Consider the following 22,405-nt stretch of genomic DNA (forward strand, 5'->3'; position numbering starts at 1 on the left):
CCTATCTACCACGTACGAAAAAACGTTGTAACTTTGATATAAAGGATGGTTTTTGATTCTTATCGTGATTTTGTTCCTTATGTTTTCCAAGATAATTTTTGCAAATATCAAGTAAGTTTTTGCTGATAACAGCTTTTGGCGCATATATCAAAAATGGCTCTTGGTGACTCACTGCCTTTTGAACGGTTTTATCATCAAGTAAAACTCCTAATACCCCGACTTCCTTCATTAAAAACTGCAACACCGCTTGCTTCAATCTTTTAAGAGTTTGCATGCCTTCCGTCTCATTCTCAGCGCGATTAACAATTAAATATAATGGAATAGATTGGTCAAACAAACAGATATATTTCATTGCTGAATAAGCATCTGTTATTGAGGTTGGCTCTGGTGTTGTTATTACAAAGATTTCATCCATGGCCATAAGGAATTTAACATTTTCCTCGGTCATTCCTGCACCCATATCAAAAATAACGTAGTCATAATCATTAAGTACTAATTGCAATTGGTCAATTAAATATTCTGATTTCTTTTCATCAAGCTTAAAAAGATTCGGTAGCCCATTCCCACCTGCAATATAATCAATACCTTGTGGTCCCTTAATAAGCAAATCGTTGATGGAAAGGTTATTTTCAAATAAATCAACAATCGTATGGTGAGCGGTAATCCCCATCAAAATATCAATATTACCCATTCCGATATCCATATCAAACAACAATACCTTTTTGCCGAGTTGTGATATGGCAATGGAAAAGTTCAGAGAAAGGTTCGATTTTCCAACTCCACCTTTTCCACTTATTACAGCTATTGACTTCGGTTGGTCTTGTTCGTTATTCATCGATGCTAGTTTTTTTCGAAGAGCTGAAGCTTGGTCTATCATGATTCATCGACTCCAAGGATAGTATTAGCGATCAAGGAAGGTGATGCATTGACAATGTCATCTGGCACATTTTGTCCATTCGTTAAATAAGCAACACCAATACCAGAATCAACAATTAAATTCACCATTGCTCCATAGTTTGCCGTTTCATCCACTTTTGTAAAAATAAATTTTGAAATCGAAATTTTGGAAAATTGTTCGTAAATCACTTTCATATCATTCATTTTTGAGGTCAAAGAGAGTACCAAAAACGTCTCCATATCATTTGAAAAATGAATAAGATTATTTAAATCATCGATATATTTTTCATTCCGGAAGTTTCTGCCTGCTGTATCAATAAAAACAAGATCATAGTCTTTATAGGCTTCCTTTGCTTTTTTAAAATCCTCAAAGGAATAACAAACCTCAACAGGTGCACTTAGAATTTTCGCATAGGTTTTCAATTGTTCAATGGCCGCAATCCGAAACGTATCGGTTGTAATAAAGGCAATTCTTTTTTTGTCCCTTAACATACAGTCTGCCGCAATTTTAGCAATGGTTGTTGTTTTTCCAACGCCAGTAGGCCCGACTACATTAATATATTTTTTTTGATAGGATAAGCCACCGTAATCAACCTTAGAAATTTTTTTACTCATACAATCCTTGGCCCAATTTTGGACGTCTTCAAATGAAGCTTTTTCGGATGCCAAATACCATTTTTCCAATAGATTGGACATGATTTCTTTCCGAATCGTTGAATCAACTTCTTGATGCAGCATCAATTGATTCATTTCCTGAAGAGGTCCAGTATATAGGCTAATATCAGAGGATAATTCTTTCATGGCTGTTTTTAGTTCTTGAATTTCCTTTAGAAGCTCTGGAGCGCCGGGTGATTCCCTTGCTTCGTATTGATTAATTGGTTCACGAACCACATGTTTTTGGGGTTCGATTTGTTTATTGATTACCGGCACTTTGCGTTCTTTTTCTTTAGGCTGCACCATTTGCCTTCTTGGAGCCTCTGGATCAACAGCTGCAATTACTTCAAAATTTTTTTTTCGAAAAAGACCAAAAAAACCTGGTGTTTGAACGATCTTTGAATTTAAAATGACCGCTTCACTACCTAATTCTGCACGAATCATTTTCATGGCTTCCGGCATAGAATGAGCAATGTATTTTTTTACCTTCAATCTATATTCACCACCCCAACACTTTGAACTTCCACATTTGCCTCAAGCTCATTATAGGAAAGGACAGGAACCTGTGGAAAATATCGTTCAATTAATTGCCTTACATACATTCTGACAGCAGGCGAGCATAATAAAATCGGAGACTGCTCCCCCATACTGACAGTTTCGATTTGCTTTGCAATGGATTCAATGATGGACTGTGACACACTTGGGTCGATGGATAAATAGTTTCCATGTTCGGTTTGCTGAACACCATCAGCGACGTGTTTTTCAACTCGACCGGAAAGAGTCACAACCTTCATTGTTTCTCCCTGGACAATATGTTGGTTTGTAATTTGTCTAGCAAGGGATTGTCTTACATATTCTGTTAATAAATCAGTATCAGTTGTCATTCGACCAAAATCAGCTAAGGTTTCAAAAATAATCGGTAGATTTCGGATTGAAACACTTTCCTTTAATAATTTTGCCAATACCTTTTGAATTTCCCCAACTGACAATGGGTTTGGTGTCACTTCATCCACTAAAATTGGGTATGACTCCTTTAAATGATCAATTAATTGCTTTGTTTCTTGTCGTCCGAGTAATTCATGAGCATTTTTTCTAATGACCTCCGTAATATGTGTAGATACAACAGATGGCGGGTCAACCACTGTATATCCTTGCATTTCCGCCTGGTCCTTCATATCTTCAGAAATCCACTTTGCTGGTAAACCAAATGATGGCTCGACTGTATCAATACCCTCAACGGAATCATCTTCATAACCTGGACTCATCGCTAAGAAATGGTCAAGCAATAATTCACCTCTTGCCATTTCACTCCCCTTTATTTTTAAGCGATACTCATTTGGTTGTAATTGAATATTATCCCTTATTCTAACGACAGGTATGACTAAACCTAACTCAATCGCCAATTGTCTGCGGATCATGACGATTCGGTCTAAAATATCACCACCTTGATTTGTGTCGGCTAAAGGAATCAGTCCATAGCCAAACTCAAATTCAATTGGATCAACATTTAACAAATTAACAACACTTTCGGGACTTTTTAAATCCTCAACTTGTACTTCTTCTTCCGTATCTGGCTCTAATTGAATCTCCTGATCCTTATTTTTGGAAATCATAAAAGCACCAATCGCTAAAAAGCTTGCGATTGATATGGTTAAAAAATCATGAATCGGAGTAAACAATCCTAACAGAAAGATTGTACCTGCTGTTACATATAACATTTTTGGATAAGCAAATAACTGCTTTGTAATATCTGATCCTAAATTCCCCTCAGATGCAGCACGAGTTACAACAATCCCTGTTGCAGTAGAAATTAATAATGCAGGAATCTGACTTACAAGTCCATCCCCGATGGTTAAGAGTGTAAATTTTGAAAGAGCTTCCTGGAAGCCTAACCCATGTTGTGTCATCCCAATGATAAAACCAAATATTAAGTTAATCAAAACAATGATGATACCTGCAATCGCATCCCCTTTTACGAACTTACTCGCTCCGTCCATAGATCCATAAAAATCAGCTTCCCTGCTAACTTTCTCACGGCGTTCACGTGCCTCGGTTTCAGAAATCATCCCCGCATTTAAATCAGCATCGATACTCATTTGCTTACCAGGCATTGCATCTAATGTAAACCGTGCAGCAACCTCTGACACACGTTCAGAACCTTTCGTAATAACGATAAATTGAATAACAACGAGGATTAAAAAGACAACGAATCCAACGACAATATTCCCACCAACAACGAAAGTACCAAAGGTGTGGACAACTCCACCGGCATCCCCGGTTGCAAGAATCGATCTTGTTGTTGAAACGTTCAACCCTAATCTAAACAGGGTTAGAAGAAGTAGTAAGGATGGAAAGATTGAAAATTGAAGAGGTTCTTGCATATTCATTGAAGTTAAGAGAACCAAGAGCGCAAGAGAAATATTGATCATAATTAAAACACTTAGCAACCATGCTGGAAATGGAATAATAAGCATGGCAACTATTAAGATAACACTTAATAAAACGGATAAATCTCTTGCTCGCATTGTTTTCTCTCCTTTAAGTCAATAAAGCTCGATTGATGATGGATGGTTCAAAATCTTTAAACCTTCTCTTTTAAACGGTAAACATAGGCAAGTATTTCAGCTACCGCTTTAAAATATTCTTCAGGTACGGCATCCCCAATATCTGTCCCTGCATAAAGGGCTCTAGCAAGTGGCCGGTTTTCAATGGTTGTAATTTCATGTTCTTTAGCAATTTCCTTAATCTTTAAAGCAACAAAATCCACACCCTTTGCGGCAACAAAAGGCGCATCCATTTTTGTCTCATCATATTTCAGAGCAACTGCATAGTGAGTTGGATTTGTAATGATAACATCTGCCTTTGGCACTTCTTGCATCATTCGGCTCATTGCCATCTCACGTTGTTTCTGCTTGATTTTCGACTTGATCAGTGGGTCCCCTTCTGTCTTCTTAAATTCGTCTTTAATATCTTGCTTTGACATTCTAATGTTTTTTTCATAATCAAAGCGTTGATATAGATAATCTAAAAAAGATAAGAATAAAAGAGCCCCAGCAGCAAACAAGCCCATCTGAACCGTAAGTTTTGCTATAACGATTAATGCAGCTCCGGCAGTTTTCAGTGAAAGGGACAAGATATCTTCCAAACGAAACCAAAGAATAGCAAATGTCACGCCACCTACTATGACAATTTTTAAGATAGATTTAATCATCTCCACAAGTGCACGAATTGAATAAATTCGCTTGAAGCCTTGAATCGGATCAAGCTTATTTAGTTTCATTTGAATAGCTTCTGTTGAAAATAAAAACCCAACCTGCATGAGGTTTGCTGCAATCCCAGCGATAAGGGCTACTAGCATTATTGGGGCTAAAATAATTGCAGCTTCTAAAGATAGTTCGATAAAAATTTCCTGAACACTTTGTTCAGTCGGTGTAATCGTTAAATAATGACTAAATGAATGTTTTAAAAACGTTAGTATCCGATCAAAAATAAAGCCTCCGAAAACAAGGAGAGTAAGGAAGATAGCTAGCAATAAGATAGCCGTATTTACATCTGTACTTTTTGCAACCTGGCCTTTATTCCTTGATTCTTGACGCTTTTTAGGAGTGGCTTTTTCTGTTTTTTCACCCGCAAAAAATTGTAGGTTAAGACGAACAAAATACATCTAGCTTCCTCCTAAAAGTTCCATTAGTCCTCTCATCGTATATAACATATTTTCCACCAGTTTACCGACAAGCATAAAAATCATCGACATTGCAATTATCATGACAACAAAACTAACCCCAATTTTCAATGGAAGTCCTACTACAAAGACATTTAACTGCGGAACTGATCTTGCGACAATCCCTAAGGCAACATCCACTAAAAACAAAGCGCCAACGACTGGCATTGACATTTGGAATGCAATAATGAACATTGTACTAAAAGCATTTAAGACAAATTCCACAACATTTTCATCACCAAAATGAAAGCTAGCTTGTTCCATTGGAATGAATTCATAGCTATAAAATATTCCGTCCAATAATAGATGATGGCCATTGATTGCTAGTAAAAAAAGAAGTGCAAATGTATATAAATATTGACCCATTAACGGACTTTGTGCTCCAGTTTGGGGATCGATAACATTCGCAATGGCAAACCCCATTTGAAAATCAATAAACCCTCCAGCAATTTGGATTGCTGCAAAAATCATATAGGCAACCAAACCAATCAAAAGACCTACCATGACCTCTTTAATAATCAGCATAATATAATCGCCATCAATTTGGAGAATCGGCTTTTCCATTGATAGGAACATAATCCAAGAGATAAAAAAAGCAAGTCCGACCCGATGTGAAGCAGGAAGAGTTCGATAGGAAAATAACGGCATGGTTACAAAAAAACTCGTTACTCTAACTAATACAAGCAAAAAAGCAGGGAAATAGGTATAAACCTCTATCATTTTTTCAACCTACAAATCTCGTCAAATTACTAAATATATCATGTGTATATGCGAGCATCTTTGAAAGCATCCAAGGTCCAAAGAATACCAAGCCAACAAGAACAGCAACGATTTTTGGAATAAAAGCCAAGGTTTGTTCCTGAATTTGTGTTGTTGCCTGGAACACACTCACAATTAACCCGACGACGAGTGCAACCAATAAAAGTGGTCCACAAATCATTAATGTCGTATATACACCTTTTTCTGCCAATGAAATGACTACTTCAGGATTCAATACTGTTCACCTACTTTGTCAAATGCGCCTTGGCGTAGTTGCGCCCGATTTTTGTGCCCACAGGAAGTGGGTCATAAAGACGTTGCCACAGGACGTTGCGTATTTAGTCTTTGATCTTATTCCTCGGAAAAATTTCCTTTAAAAAAATCGTGGCATCCGCCGGAGGCTTTAACTTTATTTAGCAGAAGTGAGGGCTTCTGATAAATAAAGTTAAAAGGTCTGTAATAAGGATTTAACGATTAAATACCATCCATCTACAAGAACAAATAAGAGTATTTTGAATGGCAAGGAAATCATAACAGGCGGAAGCATCATCATCCCCATTGACATCAGGATACTCGCTACAACCATATCGATTACAAGAAACGGAATGAAAATCATAAAACCGATTTGAAATGCTGTTTTAAGTTCACTAATCGCAAAAGCTGGAACTAATGCTGTTAAAGGAATATCTTGAATAGTCTCCGGCCTATCTGCACCAGAGTAATGTAAAAACAACTCCAAGTCCTTTTGCCGTGTATGTACACTCATAAATTCCTTAAATGGTATAGCTGCACGAGTATAGGCTTCCTCTAAATTAATTTCCTCATTAAATAACGGAGTTAAAGCTTGTTCATTCACTTCACTAAATGTCGGAGCCATCACAAAAAAAGTTAAAAACAAAGCTAGTCCAACGATAACCTGATTTGGTGGCATTTGCTGCGTCCCCAATGAAGTCCTAACAAATGAAAGAACAACAATAATTCTTGTAAAGCTCGTCATTAAAATCAAAATACCAGGTCCTACTGAAAGTACTGTTAGAAGGAGAAGCAATTTAACTGATGTCGAAACATTTTCAGGGGCACTAGTATTAAAAAATTCCATAAATTCATTCATTCTTTGCTAGACTCCTTATTTTCAAGTTGCTCGACAATTTTCTTTCTCCCTTGTTTTAGATCTGTTAACTGTTTCTGCAGCACTGAAGAAAATAAAGACTGGTCCGTATCCTTCGCTTCTTTTCTTTTTTCAAGAAAACGGTTGATGATATCTTTTGGTTGAATCATGGATTCTAATGACGAATTATGTTGTTCTAGTATTTCATTTATTTCATCTGTGTCTTCGATTTCCTTAAGAAGCTGAATAGAATCTCCTACTCCCACGACTAGGATCCGCTCTCCAATCTTTACAATTTGAATCGAGCGGTTAGTTCCTAAACTGGTTCCACCAAGGTTTTCGATGAACCTATGCTGGTTAAACATGCGATTTCTTTTGTTTATAAATTTTAACAAAAAATAAATAAGTGCAAGAACAAATAAAGTTGTAAAAATCATTTTTATGAAATCGCCGGCTGTTAGTTCATTGACAGGTTCCGGATTTTCAATCGGATTCGTTTCCTCTTGTTCATTGGTTTTTTTATTTTGATTCCCAATTACGTCATTTACACTTTTATCTACATGACCTTCTTCAGCTTGTACAGGGAAAGTGACAAGCAAGGCATGAAAGAAAATCAGTGCTAAAACCACTTTTTTTATGTGTTTCACTTTGTTGCCACTCTCCTAGGTTTGGGGTTCTTAGCTTAGGGTTTTACTAATTGCTTCAATAACTCGATCTGCTTGAAATGGCTTTACAATAAAATCCTTTGCTCCCGCTTGGATTGCATCAATTACCATCGCCTGTTGCCCCATTGCTGAACACATAATTACTTTTGCATTTGGATTGATTTTTTTAATTTCTTTTAATGCTGTAATCCCATCCATCTCTGGCATTGTAATATCCATTGTTACAAGGTCTGGATGATGTTCTCTATACTTATCTACCGCCTGTGCACCATCTGCTGCCTCAGCAACTACCTCATAACCATTTTTAGTTAGGATGTCCTTAATCATCATCCTCATAAATGCCGCATCATCTACAATAAGAATTTTATGTGCCATTTGAATTGCCCCCTACATTAATTCAATTTTTTAATTCGATCACTTTGGCTTATGATATCGGTAATTCTGACACCAAAGTTTTCTTCAATAACAACTACCTCACCTTGTGCGATGAGTTTTCCATTTACTAAAACATCTACAGGCTCACCTGCAAGCTTGTCTAACTCAATAATTGAGCCCGCTGATAATTCAAGAATCTCTTTAATAGTACGTTTTGTCCTACCTAATTCAACAGTAACTTGGAGCGGAATATCTAATAGCATATTTAGGTTTCTAGATTCAGATTCCTGTAGATGGACAGATTCAAACTCTGAAAATATTGCAGGTTGAATTTCAGGCTGCTTCACCTGAATTCCACCAAGATGCTGTGGTCCACTATTTGTCACTGGTTGTTTAATTTCAGGTTGATAATATTGCTGTGTCTGTTGGTATGGTGTTTCTATCTGTTGTTCAACATAAGGCAAAGAATAATTTGATTGCTGAACTGGCATTTCAACATCAACATGCCCAGTTGAAATCCCCATAGCCGAAGCTTGATTTTCAGGTTGAGGGGAAAGGAGCTCTCCAACAAGCTCTTTCGCAAACTCAACAGGAACTAACTGCATGATCGTTGAATCAATTAATTCACCAATTGTTAGACGAAAAGATATTTTCACTAACATATCATCAGATGGAAGGTTTTCAGCTCCTTCACCATGTTTAATATCAAGAATGTCAATACTTGGTGGAGAAATATCAATTTTCTTGCTAAATACAGTTGACATTGAAGTTGCGGCAGAACCCATCATTTGGTTCATTGCCTCCTGTACAGCACTCAATTGTAATTCGCCTAAGCTTTCGGGCACGACTTGCCCATTTCCACCAAGCATCAAATCAGCAATGATAGCTGCATCACTTTGTTTTATAACCAATAAGTTTGTTCCTGTAAAACCAGCTGTATAGTCAACATAGATTGCCACATAAGGGTGTGGAAACTCATCCGCTAGTTCAGAGCTCAGAACAAGTGAAACATTTGGTGTCGTAATTTCAACCTTTTGATTGAGTAATGTGGATAGCGCAGTTGCTGAACTCCCAAAAGAGATGTTCCCAATCTCCCCAAGCGCATCCTGTTCGATTAAAGATAAAAAATCTTCGACAAGGGGTTTCTTTTCATTTGCTACCGGTTCTTCATTGTCTAAGTCTGCTGTACCTCTTAATAATGCATCAATTTCATCTTGTGATAGCATATTGCCATTATTCATCTACACTGTCCCCCCCTTTAATCTCCTCTAAGATTTGTACGGCTTGCTTCTTATTAACCTTACCAACCTGGGCATAAAATTTTGGTACACCCTCAACCTTTAGCTCGATTGGTTGTTGGATCATATTGTCAAGTTGAATCGTATCCCCAACATCTAATAAAAGGAATTCCTGGATGGCGATATTGGCTTCACCTAATTCCGCAACGATTGGCAGTTTGGTACCGTTAAGATTATTTTTAATGTATGAAAGTTCTTCAACATTTCGTTCTTTTTTAGGTGTTGATTGCATCCAGTAATGTGCTGATAATTTCGGAATAATCGGCTCAAGGAACACATGTGGAATACAAATATTGATCATCCCACTTGTTTCTCCAATTTGCGTATTAAGTGAAATGACTACCACAGTTTCATTTGGTGAGACCATCTGAAGAAACTGTGGATTCACCTCAAATTCGGTTAAAATTGGGTCTACTTCAACCAAATTAGCCCAGGCTTCCCTAGCTTGATCAAAGGCCTTCTCAAACATATTGCTCATTATTTTCGTTTCAATTTCAGTTAAATTTTCGATTTTATTAATACCTGTTCCTCTACCACCAAGCATTCGATCAAGCATGGCATAAGCAATATTAGGGTTTACCTCTAAGATAATACGCCCTTCTAAAGGAGGCATTTCAAATACATTCAAAATTGTCATATTGGGAATTGAACGAATAAATTCCTCATATGGCAATTGATCGGCTGTCCCTACAGTGATTTGCACATAAGTTCGAAGCTGCGCTGAAAAGAACGTTGTTAATAATCGGGCAAAGTTTTCATGGATTCGAGTGATACTACGAATCTGATCCTTCGAGAAACGAAGGGCTCTCTTAAAATCGTATACTTTTACACGACGTTCACTTTCTTCTTTTTTTAGTTCTTCTGGATTCATTTCTCCAGTCGAAATTGCTGAAAGTAAAGCATCTATTTCACTTTGGGATAATATTTCACTAGGCAAGGTTCCACCTCCGCTCTTTAAGTACTTAAAATTCTATCGGTTACTGCGGAAGAAAGGATGTCGCATATACTTTAACGACAGTTCCATCTTGCATTAATTCATTGATTCGATCCTTTAATCTAGTTTCAAGATTGACGATTCCTTCTTCACCTTTGAATTCTTCAGATGTCATGTTGGAAAGCTCTTTTATAATGATATTGCTCACCTGGAATTGACGTTTTTCTAATTCCTCTTTTCCCTTTTTACCATCTGTCTGAATGTTAAATGATATACGAATATAATCATCACTGAGTAGTTTTGTTGTGATCTCTGGAATTTCGACTGTTGCTTTTAGTACTTGGTCAATAGACGGTTCCTTTTCACTATTACTTGCAGTTACTTTTGTTAAAATGACGAATGCAGTGGTACCGACTAAAGTAATTGTACTTAAAATGATGACCATTATCACAAGTAGCTTATTTTTCATAGCACTATATCCCCCCAAGCTTTAACGAAGGCCAAGTACATTTATTTTTTGATAAAATTCAAGAGCCTTCACGTGTACATCCTCTTCTGTTTCCTTCACAACAAATTTTTTGCCATTTGTTAAGGTTATCGTTGTATCAGGAAATGATTCAACCTGCTCAATATATATTGCATTTAATGTAAATGTTTTATTATTTAATTTCGTTAACGTAATCAAGATTAATCGAGGTTTTAGTTAAATACTAAAACCCCTCCCCCCTTAACGTTTAAGGTTTACGAGCTCTTGTAGAATTTCATCAGAAGTTGTGATGATACGAGTATTTGCTTGGAATCCACGTTGAGCTACGATCATTTCCGTAAATTCCTCTGAAAGGTCAACGTTTGACATTTCAAGGGCACCAGATTCGATAGAACCAAGTCCAGATTCGCCAGCAAAATCAAGCACTGGGATACCAGAGTTCGCTGATTGCTGGAAGAGATTACCTCCCACTTTCTCTAAACCACCTGTATTCGGGAATTTCGCTAATACAAGCTGACCGGCCCATTGTAATGTACCGCCTGCATCTACATAAGTAACCGAACCATCTTTACCGATACTCATGCTTTTTGCATCAGTTGGGATTTGGATTGGTTTAAAATTAATAACTGGTTCACCAGCAATACCAGCAGGATTATATAGAGGTGGGGATACAGTGAAATCAAATAACCCTGAATCCACATCCGTTGGCTCAATGACTGTATTTGGTGAAAAACCTTGAACATACATACCAGCACTTGTCACTAAATAACCTTCCTGATCCATATAGAAGTTTCCAGCTCTTGTGTATACTGCATCCTGGGAAAATCCAGTTGCAGGTGTATCTGTTGGTGCTACTTGGAAAAATCCATCGCCAGCAATCGCTAAGTCTAGAATTCTAGCAGTCGTTTGAGTACTTCCGCTATTATGGATTGTATCAATAGCTGCTAAAGATGAACCAAGTCCAACCTGTTTCGGGTTAACACCACCTAGTGATTGTCCAGGAGCTGTTGCACCGTTGATTGTTTGACTCATAATGTCATTAAAGATTGTTCTACCTTTCTTAAATCCATACGTATTTACGTTTGCAATATTATTTCCAATTACATCTAGCTTCGTTTGAAAGTTTTTCATTCCACTGATTCCTGAGTACATTGAACGTAACATTTCATTTTCCCCTTTCGATTGTAGGTGGCTTCTGTCGGTCCGCACACCATGGGCTTCCTGTTAAGGTCCAGCCTGTAAAAGTTTTTTAATCTAAAATAATGGTTCCATTAATATTCGTAAAAATCTGTGAGCTTGCTTCATCTCGATTCATTGCTGTAATTACTGTGTTATTTGGGACATTTACAATTAACGCCGCATTATTCGTAACAACCAATGAATCTCTTATTCCCTTCGTTTTAGCTTCAGAAATTTTTATTTGGATTTCTTTCCATTTTGAATCCTGAATACTAATATTCCTCTCATCCAACCTCTTTTGTGCATGCTTACTAATAACTAAGCTTGTCTCTTTTTCTAATGCTTCTTTAAATGATATTTGAGATGGTTCGGTTTGCTGAACTTTTTTTCGAGTTTGCAAGATATAAGGATGATTTTGTATTTGTAAAATTCGATGGTCCATGTTTTCACCTCCTATTCTTCTTCGTTAGAAGGTTCCTTCACTTTCAAAATTTCATCACTATAGATCTTCGTTCCATCTTTTAACTCTAGCTCAATATATCCTGATTTTTGTGATACGGAAGTGACAATACCTTGTCCATTTTTTAAGATTTCTCTTCCATCCTCATCTTCAGTTTTAAAGCTGTATTCTACTTTTTTACCAATCATATTGCTATATTTTAAAAGCTGCTCACCTTGCTGACCACTCACAAATTTCTCTAAAGTACTATTCATATTCGTCATTTGCTCTAATGAAGTAAAGGTCGCCATTTGAGCGATAAAATCTTTGTCTTCCATCGGATTCATTGGGTCCTGATTTTGAAGCTGAGTCATTAATATTTTTAAAAAATCATCTTTTCCTAAAATATCATTACTCGTTTTTCTTTCAGGTTTTAAATTTGATAGGTAAAGATTTGAATCAATTTTAGTCGCCATTTCAGTCACCACCTATACTTTAAAATTAACAAGTTCATCAAGTAGAACAGATGTAAAAGATTGGTCGTCATTGGTTGTTTCTTGTTGGTCACTCTCTTCCGGCTGTTTCCCTGATTGTTGTCCTTGTTGCTGTTCATTTCCTCTTTGTAAGCTTCTTTCCGTTTGATACTGAAGTTGCGTGGAGACTTCAATTTTTTCCACTGAAATGTTTTGGGCTAAGAAAGTTTGTTTTAGGTTCGTTAGTTGTGATTCAACTAATTCCTTAGCTTGAGTCGATGAAGCCAAAATTCTAGCAATCATTCCTGCTTCACTTTGAAGTAGTTCAATTCGTAATGACCCAAGATGTTCTGGATATAAATTGATTAATAGTTTTTGCTGTCCTCCACTATTCAAAAAACTACTTCTCGCAAGGATATTTTGAAATTGCTTAATAAAATGTTGCTGGTTTGGCAACTGCTTTCCATTTTGTTCAACAAACAACGAATATTGTTGCACCTTAGATAATTGGTTTGAACTCACATCACCTAATGGAATGGCCTCTGACGGTGTTGTTTTAACCTGGGTTGTATTGTTTGTCTTTTGCACCAACTTATTGGTTACAACCGTTTGTGGTGCTTCCATCCCTTTTGGTGGTGCGAAATATCTTGCATGAACTGATTGTAAGTATTGATGCCTGATCTGTGATTCAGTTAAGGGCTTATCTATTAGCTTGTTTTCTAGATTTTGTATCATATCCTGAACAATCTTATTGGATCTTAAATCGGTCGGTTCCTTAACGCCCTGTTGGTTAGTCGGTATAGTTTCGTTAAAATTTAATTTCAATTGCTTCAGCAGACTCGCAAGTTCTTGCTTATTTGTAAATGAGGGTTCCTCTGCATACCTTGCTGTTACTAAAAGCAATCCCATGAGCTCCACTATTCCATTTACCTGCTCAGGTTCCATCTTTGTATCCCCAACCTGAATATCAGCAATAAATGTTTTTATTTGTTCTACCAAATCAGGTGGAAGTGTTAATAATACATCTTCAAGATCTGATAAGTTGAGGGTCTCTTTTGTATATGTTTCAATGTCAGCTAATAAATGCTCAATAGATTCGATTGAAATGTCTTCTTCTACTTTTTCTTGAGCCACACGAAGTGAACCCATTTCCTGAGCATTTACGATTAGTTCTTGATTTTTACTTGCTAATGCATCTAAGCTTTCTCGAAAAGACAATTGCGATGAACCATTTCCTTGTAAAAATCCATTACTCACTGCCCCTGTAGCGACGGCCTTTCTTATTGAACCCATTGAGAGATCAAGATTTGCTACCATATTCACGTCATTTCACCCCCTTTCAGATACAAAAATCTATTATTGAGTAATTAATTCGGTAAACTTCGCTGCATCCTCAGGAGACATTTTTTCAAAGATAGCAGCTAGTTTTTCAGTGTTAATACTAGAAAGAATCTCCCTTGCTGCGTTATCTTCTAGATTCGGAATAATTTTCGCAGCATTTTTTGGGGACATTTGTTCATACATTTTGGTTAAATCATTTAACGATTTACTTTTCGCTAAGCGTTCTTCCTGAAGTTTTACTATCTCATCTGATAGATTATCGATTTCAAACTCTAATGACTGAATCTCACCGTTTTTTGTTTCCAATTCACTTTCTAGTTGCGTAATCTTTGATTCCTTTACTTGTATTTCAGCCTCTAGATCTGAAACCGATATTTCATCTTCTTTTTGTATCTGTGAATCATTACTTTCCTCATTAAAAAGAGTAGAAATAACGGGAACCTTGGATGAAAAGTCCTTCACGGCTCCAAGCGGATTAAATCCAGCTACAGACAATAGGACAAAAATGACAATTAAGGTAAAAAAGGATGGAATAAGTACGACAAATAGAAACCACTGGATTTTGCTATATTCTTTTTCGTTGGGCTCCATTTGATCACCTATCTTCCTTTTGACATGTATTGTTGGATTGAAATCTCATCCATCATCTGGCTTTCCTGCATTTTTATTTGTCCTTCATAGATAGCAAAATCCTTTTCATTCATTACCTCATATTTTTTAACCTCAATATTTTTTTCGGTTAACAATGCTTGCAGCTGCTGCATTTTAGTTCTTGCTCGTATAACCAAATTTTGGTAATACATAATCGTCTTTTCTAAGCCAGTAATGAAAGACTGCTGATGCCGAATGCTCTGGATGGATAAGCCACCTTGTAGCTGCTGTCTTTGATTTTCTTCTAAAGTTTCTTTCTTCTTTAATGATTCATATAAAGCTTCTGCCGCTTCTTCAAATTCTTTAACTGATGTTTTATAATCCGCCAGAACTTGATTCTTCTCATTTTCTTTTATCGACATAACTTTTTGAAACTTGAACTTGTAGCTCATTTGTTTTATTCACCTTTTTCAGCCAATTGTGCCAATAAGTGTAAGCTTTCTTCAAATGTAAATTTCTCATCCGTCTGCTGTTTTAAAAATGAAATAATTTTTGGATAATACCTTATAGCTTCGTCAACTTCAATAGAGGATCCCCTTTTATAAGCACCAATATTGATTAAGTCCTCGGAATTAAGGTAGGTTGCCATAATTCCTCTGAGTTTTTCAGCATAGGTCTTATGTTGACTTGATGTAATCTGGTTCATGACACGACTGATTGATTTTAAAACATTAATTGCAGGATACTGTCCTTTATTAGCAAGACCTCGATCGAGTACGAAATGCCCATCAAGTATCCCCCGAACTGTATCCGCAATCGGCTCATTCATGTCGTCTCCATCTACAAGTACTGTGTAAAAGGCAGTTATTGAACCTAAATGATTCGTTCCAGTTCTCTCCAATAGTCTCGGAAGTGTCGTAAAAACACTAGGTGTGTATCCTTTTGTAGTCGGTGGCTCACCGATAGCTAGACCAATTTCACGACTCGCCATTGCAACACGAGTGACCGAATCCATCATTAACATGACATCAAGACCCTTGTCTCTGAAATACTCGGCTATTGCTGTCGCGGTCATTGCTGCTTTGATGCGAAGTAATGCTGGCTGATCGGAAGTTGCTACAACTAAAATTGATCTTTTAAGACCTTCTTCACCTAAATCTTTTTCAATAAATTCCCGTACCTCGCGTCCACGTTCCCCGACAAGAGCAATCACATTAATGTCGGCTGTCGTATTACGGGCAATCATTCCCAAAAGTGTACTTTTACCAACGCCACTTCCTGCAAAGATACCGACACGCTGTCCTTTTCCAACGGTTAACAAGGTATCTATCATTTTCACTCCAACCTCTATTGGTTCACGTATAGGAGGACGAGATAATGGATTAGGAGGATCTTGTTCAGTAGATGCGGAAGTTAATCCCCTTGGCAGTCCGCTTCCATCAAGTGGATGGCCAAGGGGGTCTAATACCTTTCCTACTAATCCAGCTCCAACTTTTATATCAAGCGGTTTGCCAGTTGCCTCTACAATGCTTCCTGGTGAAATATCCTTTACATTTGAAAATGGCATGAGGATGACATGTTCTTCACGGAAACCGACAACTTCGGCTTGAATACATCTTTTATGGTTAAATCCCACATAAATATGGCATAATTCTCCAATCGAACATTCTGGTCCGCGCGATTCAATCATTAAGCCTACGACTCTTGTAACCTTACCGTACCGTCTATAAGAATCGATTGACTGTATTTCATTAAGAAGTTCGATTGCCTTCACAGCCTATTCCTCCAATAGCAAAGAAAGTAATTTTTCTTTAATCTCAGAAAGCTGGGTATCTACACTCGCATTAATCTTTCCAAAGGAAGATTCAATTACACAATCAGCTTCTCCAAGATCTTCATTCGGATAAACAAACAGATTGGTTTCTCGGTTAAGAACAGCGGCTAACTCTTCTTTTTGTTCAATCACAAATGGGTAAAATCGTGGATTTACTTGAATCGTGATTTCAGAATGCTCCTTTACTTCTTTTAGCGCCTTTTTTACGAGGTAATTAAAGTCTGTCGGTTGTTCAGATAAATGAATCCCGATAATTTTTTCTGCTACCGTCAATGCAAGCCTTAAAATGACTTCTTCCGAAGAATCAAGATATCGATCGTAATCATGCTTTGATTTATCAATAATTTGGCGAGCTTCAGAAAGTAAATCAGAATATTCTTGATAGCCCTGTTCTCTACCTTCAGCTTTCCCAGCTTGAAAGCCTTCTTCTGATGTTTTTTGGACAAGTTCTTGTTTTTCTTCTTCCCATTCACGTTTTTCAACTAATATTTGTTGCCTAACTGAATTAGAATAGGTAATTGCATCTTTGACGATTTTGTCAGCCTGTTCTTTAGCTTCATCAATCATTTTTTGCGAAACAAATTGCAGATTTTGCTGTTCTGGTTCAACTTGATTATTTTCTGAAGTCTGTAAAACTTTAAGCCCGATAACTCTTTTTGGAATATCCTTTGACTGAGCAGAACTCGACTTAATAACATTAGACAATAATATCATCTCCTCCACCACGAGCGATGACTATTTCCCCAACCTCTTCAAGTCTTCTAATAACCGCTACAATACGTGATTGGGCTTCCTCAACGTCACGTAAGCGAACTGGCCCCATATATTCCATTTCCTCTTTGAATGTTTCAACCATCCGTTTGGACATATTTTTAAAGACAATTTCCTTCACTTCTTCACTCGCAACACGAAGTGAAAGCATGAGATCCTCATTTTCAACATCACGGATAACGCGCTGAATGGCACGATTATCAAGTGTAACAATATCTTCAAAGACAAACATTCTCTTTTTGATTTCTTCAGCAAGCTCTGGATCTTGAATCTCAAGCGCATCTAAAATCGTTCTTTCCGTAGACCGGTCGACTCCATTTAATACCTCAACCACAGCTTCTATTCCACCAGTTTGGGTATAATCATGTGTCACTGTAGCGGAAAGCTTACGCTCAAGAATTTGCTCAACCTCATTAATAATTTCTGGTGAAGTTCGATCCATAATTGCGATTCTTCTTGCGATATCAGCTTGAACCTCTTGTGGTAGCTCCGATAAGATTTGTGCTGCTTGTCTTGAATCTAAATAAGATAAAATTAATGCAATTGTCTGTGGATGCTCATTTTGGATAAAGTTCAAGATTTGTCCAGGGTCGGCCTTTCTTGCAAAATCAAAGGGTTTAACCTGTAGAGATGAGGTTAATCGGTTAATGATAACTCCTGCTTGTTCTTCACCAAGCGCTTTTTCAAGTACCGTCTTTGCATACCCAATTCCACCTTGTGTAATATAATCCTGAGCAATCGCAATTTGGTGAAACTCTTCCATGATTTGTTCCTTTGTATTTCCTTCAACCTTGCGGACGCCAGAAATTTCTAATGTTAATTTTTCAATTTCTTCCTCTGACAGATGCTTATACACTGAAGCCGAAACATCTGGACCTAGTGAAATGAGGAGAATGGCCGCTTTTTGTTTCCCAGTAAGACCATTTTGCATATCTCGTTTTGCCATTTCTCCACCTCCTACTCGTCTGCTAACCATGAACGTAATAATTTTGCAAAATCCTCTGGTTTATCCTTGGCAAGTTTTTCTAATTGTTTTCTTCTGACAGTTGCTTCTGATTCTTTTTCTTCATTCACATCTGGAATATGGTCAAAGAATATAGGTTCTGATTGAGGTAGTTCCTCCTCGATTTCAGTATCTTTCTTTTTACGTAAAAATAAGAATAGTAGAATGATAAGCCCAAGTACCAAAAGGCCACCGACAATATAAATCCATAAAGGGACGTTTGAGATTGCTGGTGTATCAGTCACTGTTGTTGTTTTTCCATTAAATTCTTGAACCGAAACGACAATTTTTTCTTGTATTTCTTCCTGTGTTAATTGATTGTTCACGTCTTGATTGATACTGGTACTTACAATCGCGCTTAGTATTCTCTCAATATCTTCCACACGTTCCTGTGGCATTGACGCAGGATCTTTGGGGTCTGGCGCTTCGACCATAACCTGAATTCCTAAATCTCTTATTTTATATGGAGCCTCTACGATTTCCTTTGTGATACGATTCACATCTTTATTGACACGTTCTTCAATACGTTCATAATCCCCATTACCGGCTTGTCCATTTGCATTATAAGTTGGGACATCAGTCTCTCCTGTACCAACAACTCCACCAGCTGCAGCACCTTCACCAGTAAAGGTCTCGGTAATTCTTTCAACACTGATTTCAATACCTTCCATGTTTTCAGGATCAACAGGTGTCACAAGGTTTTCCTGGCGATTTTCTTGTGTAAAATCTATATCAGTTGTAACAGAAACAACTGTTTTTTCTGGTCCCATCATCGTTCCAAGCATTTGTTGGACTTGTCTTTGGATATCTCTTTCAATTTCACGTTTTAATTCAAGCTGTGACGCTACATTTCCAACTACCGACAAATTTTCTTCATTTTCCAAGTCGAAATACTCAAAATTTTGGTTGGTGATGACGATATTATCAGTAGGTAGGTTAGGAATACTTTTTGAAACCAAGTGATATAAGGATTTTATCTGCTGTTGTTCAAACCTATATCCAGGTTTCGTGTTTAGAACGATTGAAGCGGACGCTTCTGCCTGGCTGTCCTTAACAAAAATCCCCTCGTTCGGCATGGTGATCATAACCTTCGCATCGTTTATCCCATCGATGCCCTTGATAAGGTTAGCTAACTCAGTTTGAGTGGATTCGAGTTTGAGCATATTAAATTCATTATCCGTCATCCCAAAGCCTGCATTTTGACCAAAAAATGAATAATCGATATTACCACTGTCTGGTATTCCTTCTGCCGCAAGATCAACCATTAAGGTTTCTACCATTTCCTCTGGTACCTTAATGGTTGATCCATTATCTGCTATTTCGGATTGAATTCCTCTAGAATCTAAAGTTGCTTTTATTTGCCCTGTTTCCTGTGGAGATAGATTACTATATAAAGGAACAAGAGTTGATTTTGTTGTAAAAAACACTGTAAGTGAAATTACGAAAATTAAAAGCAATGGCAATCCAATAATCGTGGTTTTTTGAAGACCAGATTGTTTCTTCCAATATTCACTTATCTTCGTTCTATATAAAAGAAGTTTCTCTTTCATTTACATACCCCTATCAAGCTGTTTTGTTTCAGATTAAACCTGCATCCTCATGATTTCTTGGTATGCTTCTATTACCTTATTTCGAATTTGAAGTGTCGCCTGCAATGAAACACTCGCTTTCTGAGAAGCAATCATCACTTGATGCAAATCAACGTTTTCGCCTTTCACCAGCTTTTCGGTCATGATATCCGAGGTCTTTTGTGATTCATTCACGTTATTGATGGCATCTTTTAAAAAATGGCTAAACTCCTTTTGGACAGTGCTTGCTGTCTTTGACTGTACGCCAGGCTTCGAAAAGATTTGCGGTGTTTCAATATTTATCCGATCTATCACGATTCATCACCTATTTTCCAATTTCTAAAGCTTTCATTAACATTCCTTTTGACGCATTAAAGACCGTCACATTCGCCTCGTACGATCTTGTGGCGCTAATTAAATCGACCATTTCCTTTAGTGGGTCTACATTCGGAAGAGCGACATAGCCTTCTTCATTCGCATCGGGATGATCCGGATTATATACTAGCTGAAAAGGAGTGTTATCCTCAACAATTCCTGTCACCTTAACTCCATTTCCTATTTTCGATTGATTCATCGCTTTTGATAAATGGGAGGAAAAACTATTACCTTGTGGTTGCTGAACAACCATTTTCCTACTATATGGCTGCCACTGTCCATCGACAAGTTTACCCCTTGTTGTATCAACATTAGCCATATTTGAAGAAATAACGTCCATTCTAAGTCGTCCAGCAGTTAAAGCAGAAGCGCTAGTATTGAGGCTATTAAAAATCGACACTCTTAGTTCCCTCCTTTAATTACTGTTGTTAATGTATTAAACTTTCCACTTATTCTTTCTGTTACGGCATTATAATAAATTTGGTTTTCCGCTAATAGTGCCATTTCTTTATCAATATCCACGTTATTACCGTTGTGGTTATATTCTGTGTCATTCTTAGTAGATATAACAGGACCATTTGCGCGTTTGCTGCTAGTAAATTCGAGATGTTTTTCATTCGTACGATTTGCTTTCAATTGACTATTCATTTCGTTTGAAAGAAGGTTCTTAAAGCTAACGTCCTTTGCTTTGTAATTCGGTGTGTCTACATTTGCAATATTATTTGAAATAACCTTCTGTCGTAGAGTTGAATTATCTAAAGCTTTCTCTAGCGAATGTATGGTATTAGAAAAAAGTTTCATCTTATCCCCCACAAAAAATATAGTACCTTCGAATAAATATAACGTATTGTTATAACTCTTTTCTTATTGTAATGAAATTAAATCTATCTGTCTATGAAGCTTGCGATAAAAAGTGAGGAATTTCGACAATTTAGGACTTTGTACTCATAGTTTACACTTTTAATTATAGGGATTAAGTTGTGGAGTTTCACGTTTTTTTTACAATAAAAGACAAGTACTTATTTCCACTACAAAAAATCGACAATTTATGATAACAATACAATCCCCATTTTTGGGAGATTTTCTAGCAAGCGATAGCTAGTTAAATAAAAAACGAAGATGGAAAAAACCATCTTCGTTTTTTTACTTAATGTGATTTTAGTTTTTCTAATTCCAATAAGAATTTATCATTTAGTACTTTAATGTAAGTTCCCTTCATTCCTAATGAACGAGATTCGATTACACCAGCACTTTCAAGCTTTCTTAATGCGTTAACGATAACTGATCTTGTGATTCCAACGCGGTCTGCAATTTTACTTGCAACTAATAACCCTTCGTTGCCATTTAATTCTTCAAAAATATGTTCAATAGCTTCAAATTCACTATATGATAATGAGCTGATCGCCATTTGAACAACCGCTTTACTTCTAGCTTCTTCTTCAATTTCTTCTGATTTTTCACGTAGAATTTCCATACCAACAACTGTTGCACCATACTCAGCTAAGATTAGATCATCATCTTCAAAGCTTTCGTCAAGTCTTGAAAGAATAAGTGTACCTAAACGCTCACCACCACCAATAATTGGTACGATAGTTGTTAGCCCACTTTTAAACAACTCTTTGTTTTCAACTGGAAATGCAGTATATGCACTTTCAATATCAAGGTTAGATGAAGTTTCCCGGATATTGAATAGGCTTTGAGTGTACTCTTCTGGGAAATGACGATCCTCAATCATTTTCTTCATTCTTTCATTTTCAATCTGCTGATTGATCGCATATCCAAGAAGTTTTCCACGGCGACTTAATAAGAAAATATTTGCTCCAATTACATCGCGTAGCGTTTCTGACATTTCCTTGAAGTTAACTGGTTTACCTGCTGCATTTTGCAGCATAGCATTAATTTTTCGTGTTCTTTCTAATAATGGCATTTTTTG

Annotated in this window: 27 protein-coding genes; all 27 read right to left on the reverse strand. The window is 37.0% G+C overall.

What is annotated here, in order from left to right; all coding sequences use genetic code 11:
• Position 1: 1 nt before the first annotated feature.
• The 27 genes from V7097_RS01180 to codY all read right to left on the reverse strand — a co-directional run bounded on the left by V7097_RS01180 (position 2) and on the right by codY (position 22,399).
• A complete protein-coding gene (locus tag V7097_RS01180; protein ID WP_335701762.1) occupies positions 2-877 on the reverse strand; it encodes a MinD/ParA family protein in 876 nt (291 codons plus the stop codon).
• A complete protein-coding gene (gene flhF / locus V7097_RS01185) occupies positions 874-2,043 on the reverse strand; it encodes a flagellar biosynthesis protein FlhF (RefSeq protein WP_335701763.1) in 1,170 nt (389 codons plus the stop codon). The genes V7097_RS01180 and flhF overlap by 4 nt, the downstream gene beginning before the upstream one ends.
• Entirely contained in the window at positions 2,040-4,076 is a 2,037-nt protein-coding gene (gene flhA, locus V7097_RS01190) for a flagellar biosynthesis protein FlhA (RefSeq protein WP_335701764.1), read from the reverse strand. Before flhA ends, flhF begins: the two co-directional genes overlap by 4 nt.
• Before the next feature lie 56 nt (positions 4,077-4,132).
• Positions 4,133-5,215: a flagellar biosynthesis protein FlhB gene (gene flhB, locus V7097_RS01195; protein WP_335701765.1), complete on the reverse strand. Its 1,083-nt coding sequence runs from the start codon at positions 5,213-5,215 to the stop codon at positions 4,133-4,135.
• Entirely contained in the window at positions 5,216-5,992 is a 777-nt protein-coding gene (fliR, locus tag V7097_RS01200; RefSeq protein WP_335701766.1) for a flagellar biosynthetic protein FliR, read from the reverse strand.
• Positions 5,993-5,996: 4 nt separating this feature from the next.
• Positions 5,997-6,266 (reverse strand): flagellar biosynthesis protein FliQ, encoded by a 270-nt coding sequence (gene fliQ, locus V7097_RS01205; protein ID WP_335367726.1) that lies wholly within the window; start codon positions 6,264-6,266, stop codon positions 5,997-5,999.
• Between the two features lie 210 nt (positions 6,267-6,476).
• Complete coding sequence (gene fliP, locus V7097_RS01210; protein ID WP_335701767.1) at positions 6,477-7,142, reverse strand: flagellar type III secretion system pore protein FliP; 666 nt, start codon at positions 7,140-7,142, stop codon at positions 6,477-6,479.
• Entirely contained in the window at positions 7,139-7,786 is a 648-nt protein-coding gene (gene fliO, locus V7097_RS01215) for a flagellar biosynthetic protein FliO (protein WP_335701768.1), read from the reverse strand. Before fliO ends, fliP begins: the two co-directional genes overlap by 4 nt.
• Positions 7,787-7,816: 30 nt before the next feature.
• A complete protein-coding gene (locus V7097_RS01220; protein WP_335701769.1) occupies positions 7,817-8,179 on the reverse strand; it encodes a response regulator in 363 nt (120 codons plus the stop codon).
• 17 nt (positions 8,180-8,196) lie between these two features.
• Positions 8,197-9,420 (reverse strand): flagellar motor switch phosphatase FliY, encoded by a 1,224-nt coding sequence (gene fliY, locus V7097_RS01225; protein ID WP_335701770.1) that lies wholly within the window; start codon positions 9,418-9,420, stop codon positions 8,197-8,199.
• Positions 9,413-10,414: a flagellar motor switch protein FliM gene (fliM, locus tag V7097_RS01230; RefSeq protein ID WP_335701771.1), complete on the reverse strand. Its 1,002-nt coding sequence runs from the start codon at positions 10,412-10,414 to the stop codon at positions 9,413-9,415. The genes fliY and fliM overlap by 8 nt, the downstream gene beginning before the upstream one ends.
• A gap of 40 nt (positions 10,415-10,454) precedes the next feature.
• A complete protein-coding gene (gene fliL / locus V7097_RS01235) occupies positions 10,455-10,880 on the reverse strand; it encodes a flagellar basal body-associated protein FliL (RefSeq protein WP_335701772.1) in 426 nt (141 codons plus the stop codon).
• Positions 10,881-10,901: 21 nt separating this feature from the next.
• A complete protein-coding gene (locus V7097_RS01240) occupies positions 10,902-11,096 on the reverse strand; it encodes a flagellar FlbD family protein (protein WP_335701773.1) in 195 nt (64 codons plus the stop codon).
• A gap of 42 nt (positions 11,097-11,138) precedes the next feature.
• Positions 11,139-12,062, reverse strand: coding sequence for a flagellar basal body rod protein FlgG (gene flgG, locus V7097_RS01245; protein ID WP_335701774.1), 924 nt, complete (start codon positions 12,060-12,062; stop codon positions 11,139-11,141).
• 85 nt (positions 12,063-12,147) lie between these two features.
• Entirely contained in the window at positions 12,148-12,519 is a 372-nt protein-coding gene (locus V7097_RS01250) for a TIGR02530 family flagellar biosynthesis protein (RefSeq protein WP_335701775.1), read from the reverse strand.
• An 11-nt stretch (positions 12,520-12,530) separates the two neighbouring features.
• Entirely contained in the window at positions 12,531-12,992 is a 462-nt protein-coding gene (flgD, locus tag V7097_RS01255; RefSeq protein WP_335701776.1) for a flagellar hook assembly protein FlgD, read from the reverse strand.
• A 12-nt stretch (positions 12,993-13,004) separates the two neighbouring features.
• Positions 13,005-14,306, reverse strand: coding sequence for a flagellar hook-length control protein FliK (locus V7097_RS01260; RefSeq protein WP_335702040.1), 1,302 nt, complete (start codon positions 14,304-14,306; stop codon positions 13,005-13,007).
• 39 nt (positions 14,307-14,345) lie between these two features.
• Positions 14,346-14,921, reverse strand: a complete 576-nt coding sequence (locus tag V7097_RS01265; RefSeq protein WP_335701777.1) for a MotE family protein — start codon at positions 14,919-14,921, stop codon at positions 14,346-14,348.
• 8 nt (positions 14,922-14,929) lie between these two features.
• Complete coding sequence (gene fliJ / locus V7097_RS01270) at positions 14,930-15,373, reverse strand: flagellar export protein FliJ (protein WP_335701778.1); 444 nt, start codon at positions 15,371-15,373, stop codon at positions 14,930-14,932.
• A 5-nt stretch (positions 15,374-15,378) separates the two neighbouring features.
• Positions 15,379-16,695 (reverse strand): flagellar protein export ATPase FliI, encoded by a 1,317-nt coding sequence (gene fliI, locus V7097_RS01275; protein ID WP_335701779.1) that lies wholly within the window; start codon positions 16,693-16,695, stop codon positions 15,379-15,381.
• 3 nt (positions 16,696-16,698) lie between these two features.
• A complete protein-coding gene (gene fliH / locus V7097_RS01280) occupies positions 16,699-17,460 on the reverse strand; it encodes a flagellar assembly protein FliH (RefSeq protein WP_335701780.1) in 762 nt (253 codons plus the stop codon).
• Complete coding sequence (gene fliG / locus V7097_RS01285) at positions 17,453-18,472, reverse strand: flagellar motor switch protein FliG (RefSeq protein WP_335701781.1); 1,020 nt, start codon at positions 18,470-18,472, stop codon at positions 17,453-17,455. Before fliG ends, fliH begins: the two co-directional genes overlap by 8 nt.
• An 11-nt stretch (positions 18,473-18,483) precedes the next feature.
• A complete protein-coding gene (gene fliF / locus V7097_RS01290; RefSeq protein ID WP_335701782.1) occupies positions 18,484-20,079 on the reverse strand; it encodes a flagellar basal-body MS-ring/collar protein FliF in 1,596 nt (531 codons plus the stop codon).
• Positions 20,080-20,112: 33 nt separating this feature from the next.
• Positions 20,113-20,412, reverse strand: a complete 300-nt coding sequence (fliE, locus tag V7097_RS01295; protein ID WP_438824180.1) for a flagellar hook-basal body complex protein FliE — start codon at positions 20,410-20,412, stop codon at positions 20,113-20,115.
• Positions 20,413-20,422: 10 nt separating this feature from the next.
• Entirely contained in the window at positions 20,423-20,872 is a 450-nt protein-coding gene (flgC, locus tag V7097_RS01300; RefSeq protein WP_335701783.1) for a flagellar basal body rod protein FlgC, read from the reverse strand.
• A 2-nt stretch (positions 20,873-20,874) separates the two neighbouring features.
• Positions 20,875-21,273, reverse strand: coding sequence for a flagellar basal body rod protein FlgB (gene flgB, locus V7097_RS01305; protein WP_335701784.1), 399 nt, complete (start codon positions 21,271-21,273; stop codon positions 20,875-20,877).
• A 346-nt stretch (positions 21,274-21,619) separates the two neighbouring features.
• On the reverse strand, positions 21,620-22,399 hold the full coding sequence (codY, locus tag V7097_RS01310; RefSeq protein ID WP_335701785.1) for a GTP-sensing pleiotropic transcriptional regulator CodY: 780 nt from the start codon (positions 22,397-22,399) through the stop codon (positions 21,620-21,622).
• Positions 22,400-22,405 lie beyond the last annotated feature (6 nt).

This window comes from Bacillus sp. JJ1562 (assembly GCF_036962705.1).
Lineage (GTDB): Bacteria > Bacillota > Bacilli > Bacillales > Bacillaceae_L > Ferdinandcohnia.

Coding starts and splice junctions, on each gene's coding strand:
- V7097_RS01180 (WP_335701762.1), bottom strand. CDS start 877: ATGATAGACCAAGCTTCAGCTCTTCGAAAAAAACTAGCATCGATGAAT.
- flhA (WP_335701764.1), bottom strand. CDS start 4,076: ATGCGAGCAAGAGATTTATCCGTTTTATTAAGTGTTATCTTAATAGTT.
- flhB (WP_335701765.1), bottom strand. CDS start 5,215: ATGTATTTTGTTCGTCTTAACCTACAATTTTTTGCGGGTGAAAAAACA.
- fliR (WP_335701766.1), bottom strand. CDS start 5,992: ATGATAGAGGTTTATACCTATTTCCCTGCTTTTTTGCTTGTATTAGTT.
- fliP (WP_335701767.1), bottom strand. CDS start 7,142: ATGAATGAATTTATGGAATTTTTTAATACTAGTGCCCCTGAAAATGTT.
- V7097_RS01220 (WP_335701769.1), bottom strand. CDS start 8,179: ATGGCACATAAAATTCTTATTGTAGATGATGCGGCATTTATGAGGATG.
- fliY (WP_335701770.1), bottom strand. CDS start 9,420: ATGAATAATGGCAATATGCTATCACAAGATGAAATTGATGCATTATTA.
- fliL (WP_335701772.1), bottom strand. CDS start 10,880: ATGAAAAATAAGCTACTTGTGATAATGGTCATCATTTTAAGTACAATT.
- flgG (WP_335701774.1), bottom strand. CDS start 12,062: ATGTTACGTTCAATGTACTCAGGAATCAGTGGAATGAAAAACTTTCAA.
- V7097_RS01250 (WP_335701775.1), bottom strand. CDS start 12,519: ATGGACCATCGAATTTTACAAATACAAAATCATCCTTATATCTTGCAA.
- flgD (WP_335701776.1), bottom strand. CDS start 12,992: ATGGCGACTAAAATTGATTCAAATCTTTACCTATCAAATTTAAAACCT.
- V7097_RS01260 (WP_335702040.1), bottom strand. CDS start 14,306: ATGGTAGCAAATCTTGATCTCTCAATGGGTTCAATAAGAAAGGCCGTC.
- V7097_RS01265 (WP_335701777.1), bottom strand. CDS start 14,921: ATGGAGCCCAACGAAAAAGAATATAGCAAAATCCAGTGGTTTCTATTT.
- fliJ (WP_335701778.1), bottom strand. CDS start 15,373: ATGAGCTACAAGTTCAAGTTTCAAAAAGTTATGTCGATAAAAGAAAAT.
- fliG (WP_335701781.1), bottom strand. CDS start 18,472: ATGGCAAAACGAGATATGCAAAATGGTCTTACTGGGAAACAAAAAGCG.
- fliF (WP_335701782.1), bottom strand. CDS start 20,079: ATGAAAGAGAAACTTCTTTTATATAGAACGAAGATAAGTGAATATTGG.
- flgB (WP_335701784.1), bottom strand. CDS start 21,273: ATGAAACTTTTTTCTAATACCATACATTCGCTAGAGAAAGCTTTAGAT.
- codY (WP_335701785.1), bottom strand. CDS start 22,399: ATGCCATTATTAGAAAGAACACGAAAAATTAATGCTATGCTGCAAAAT.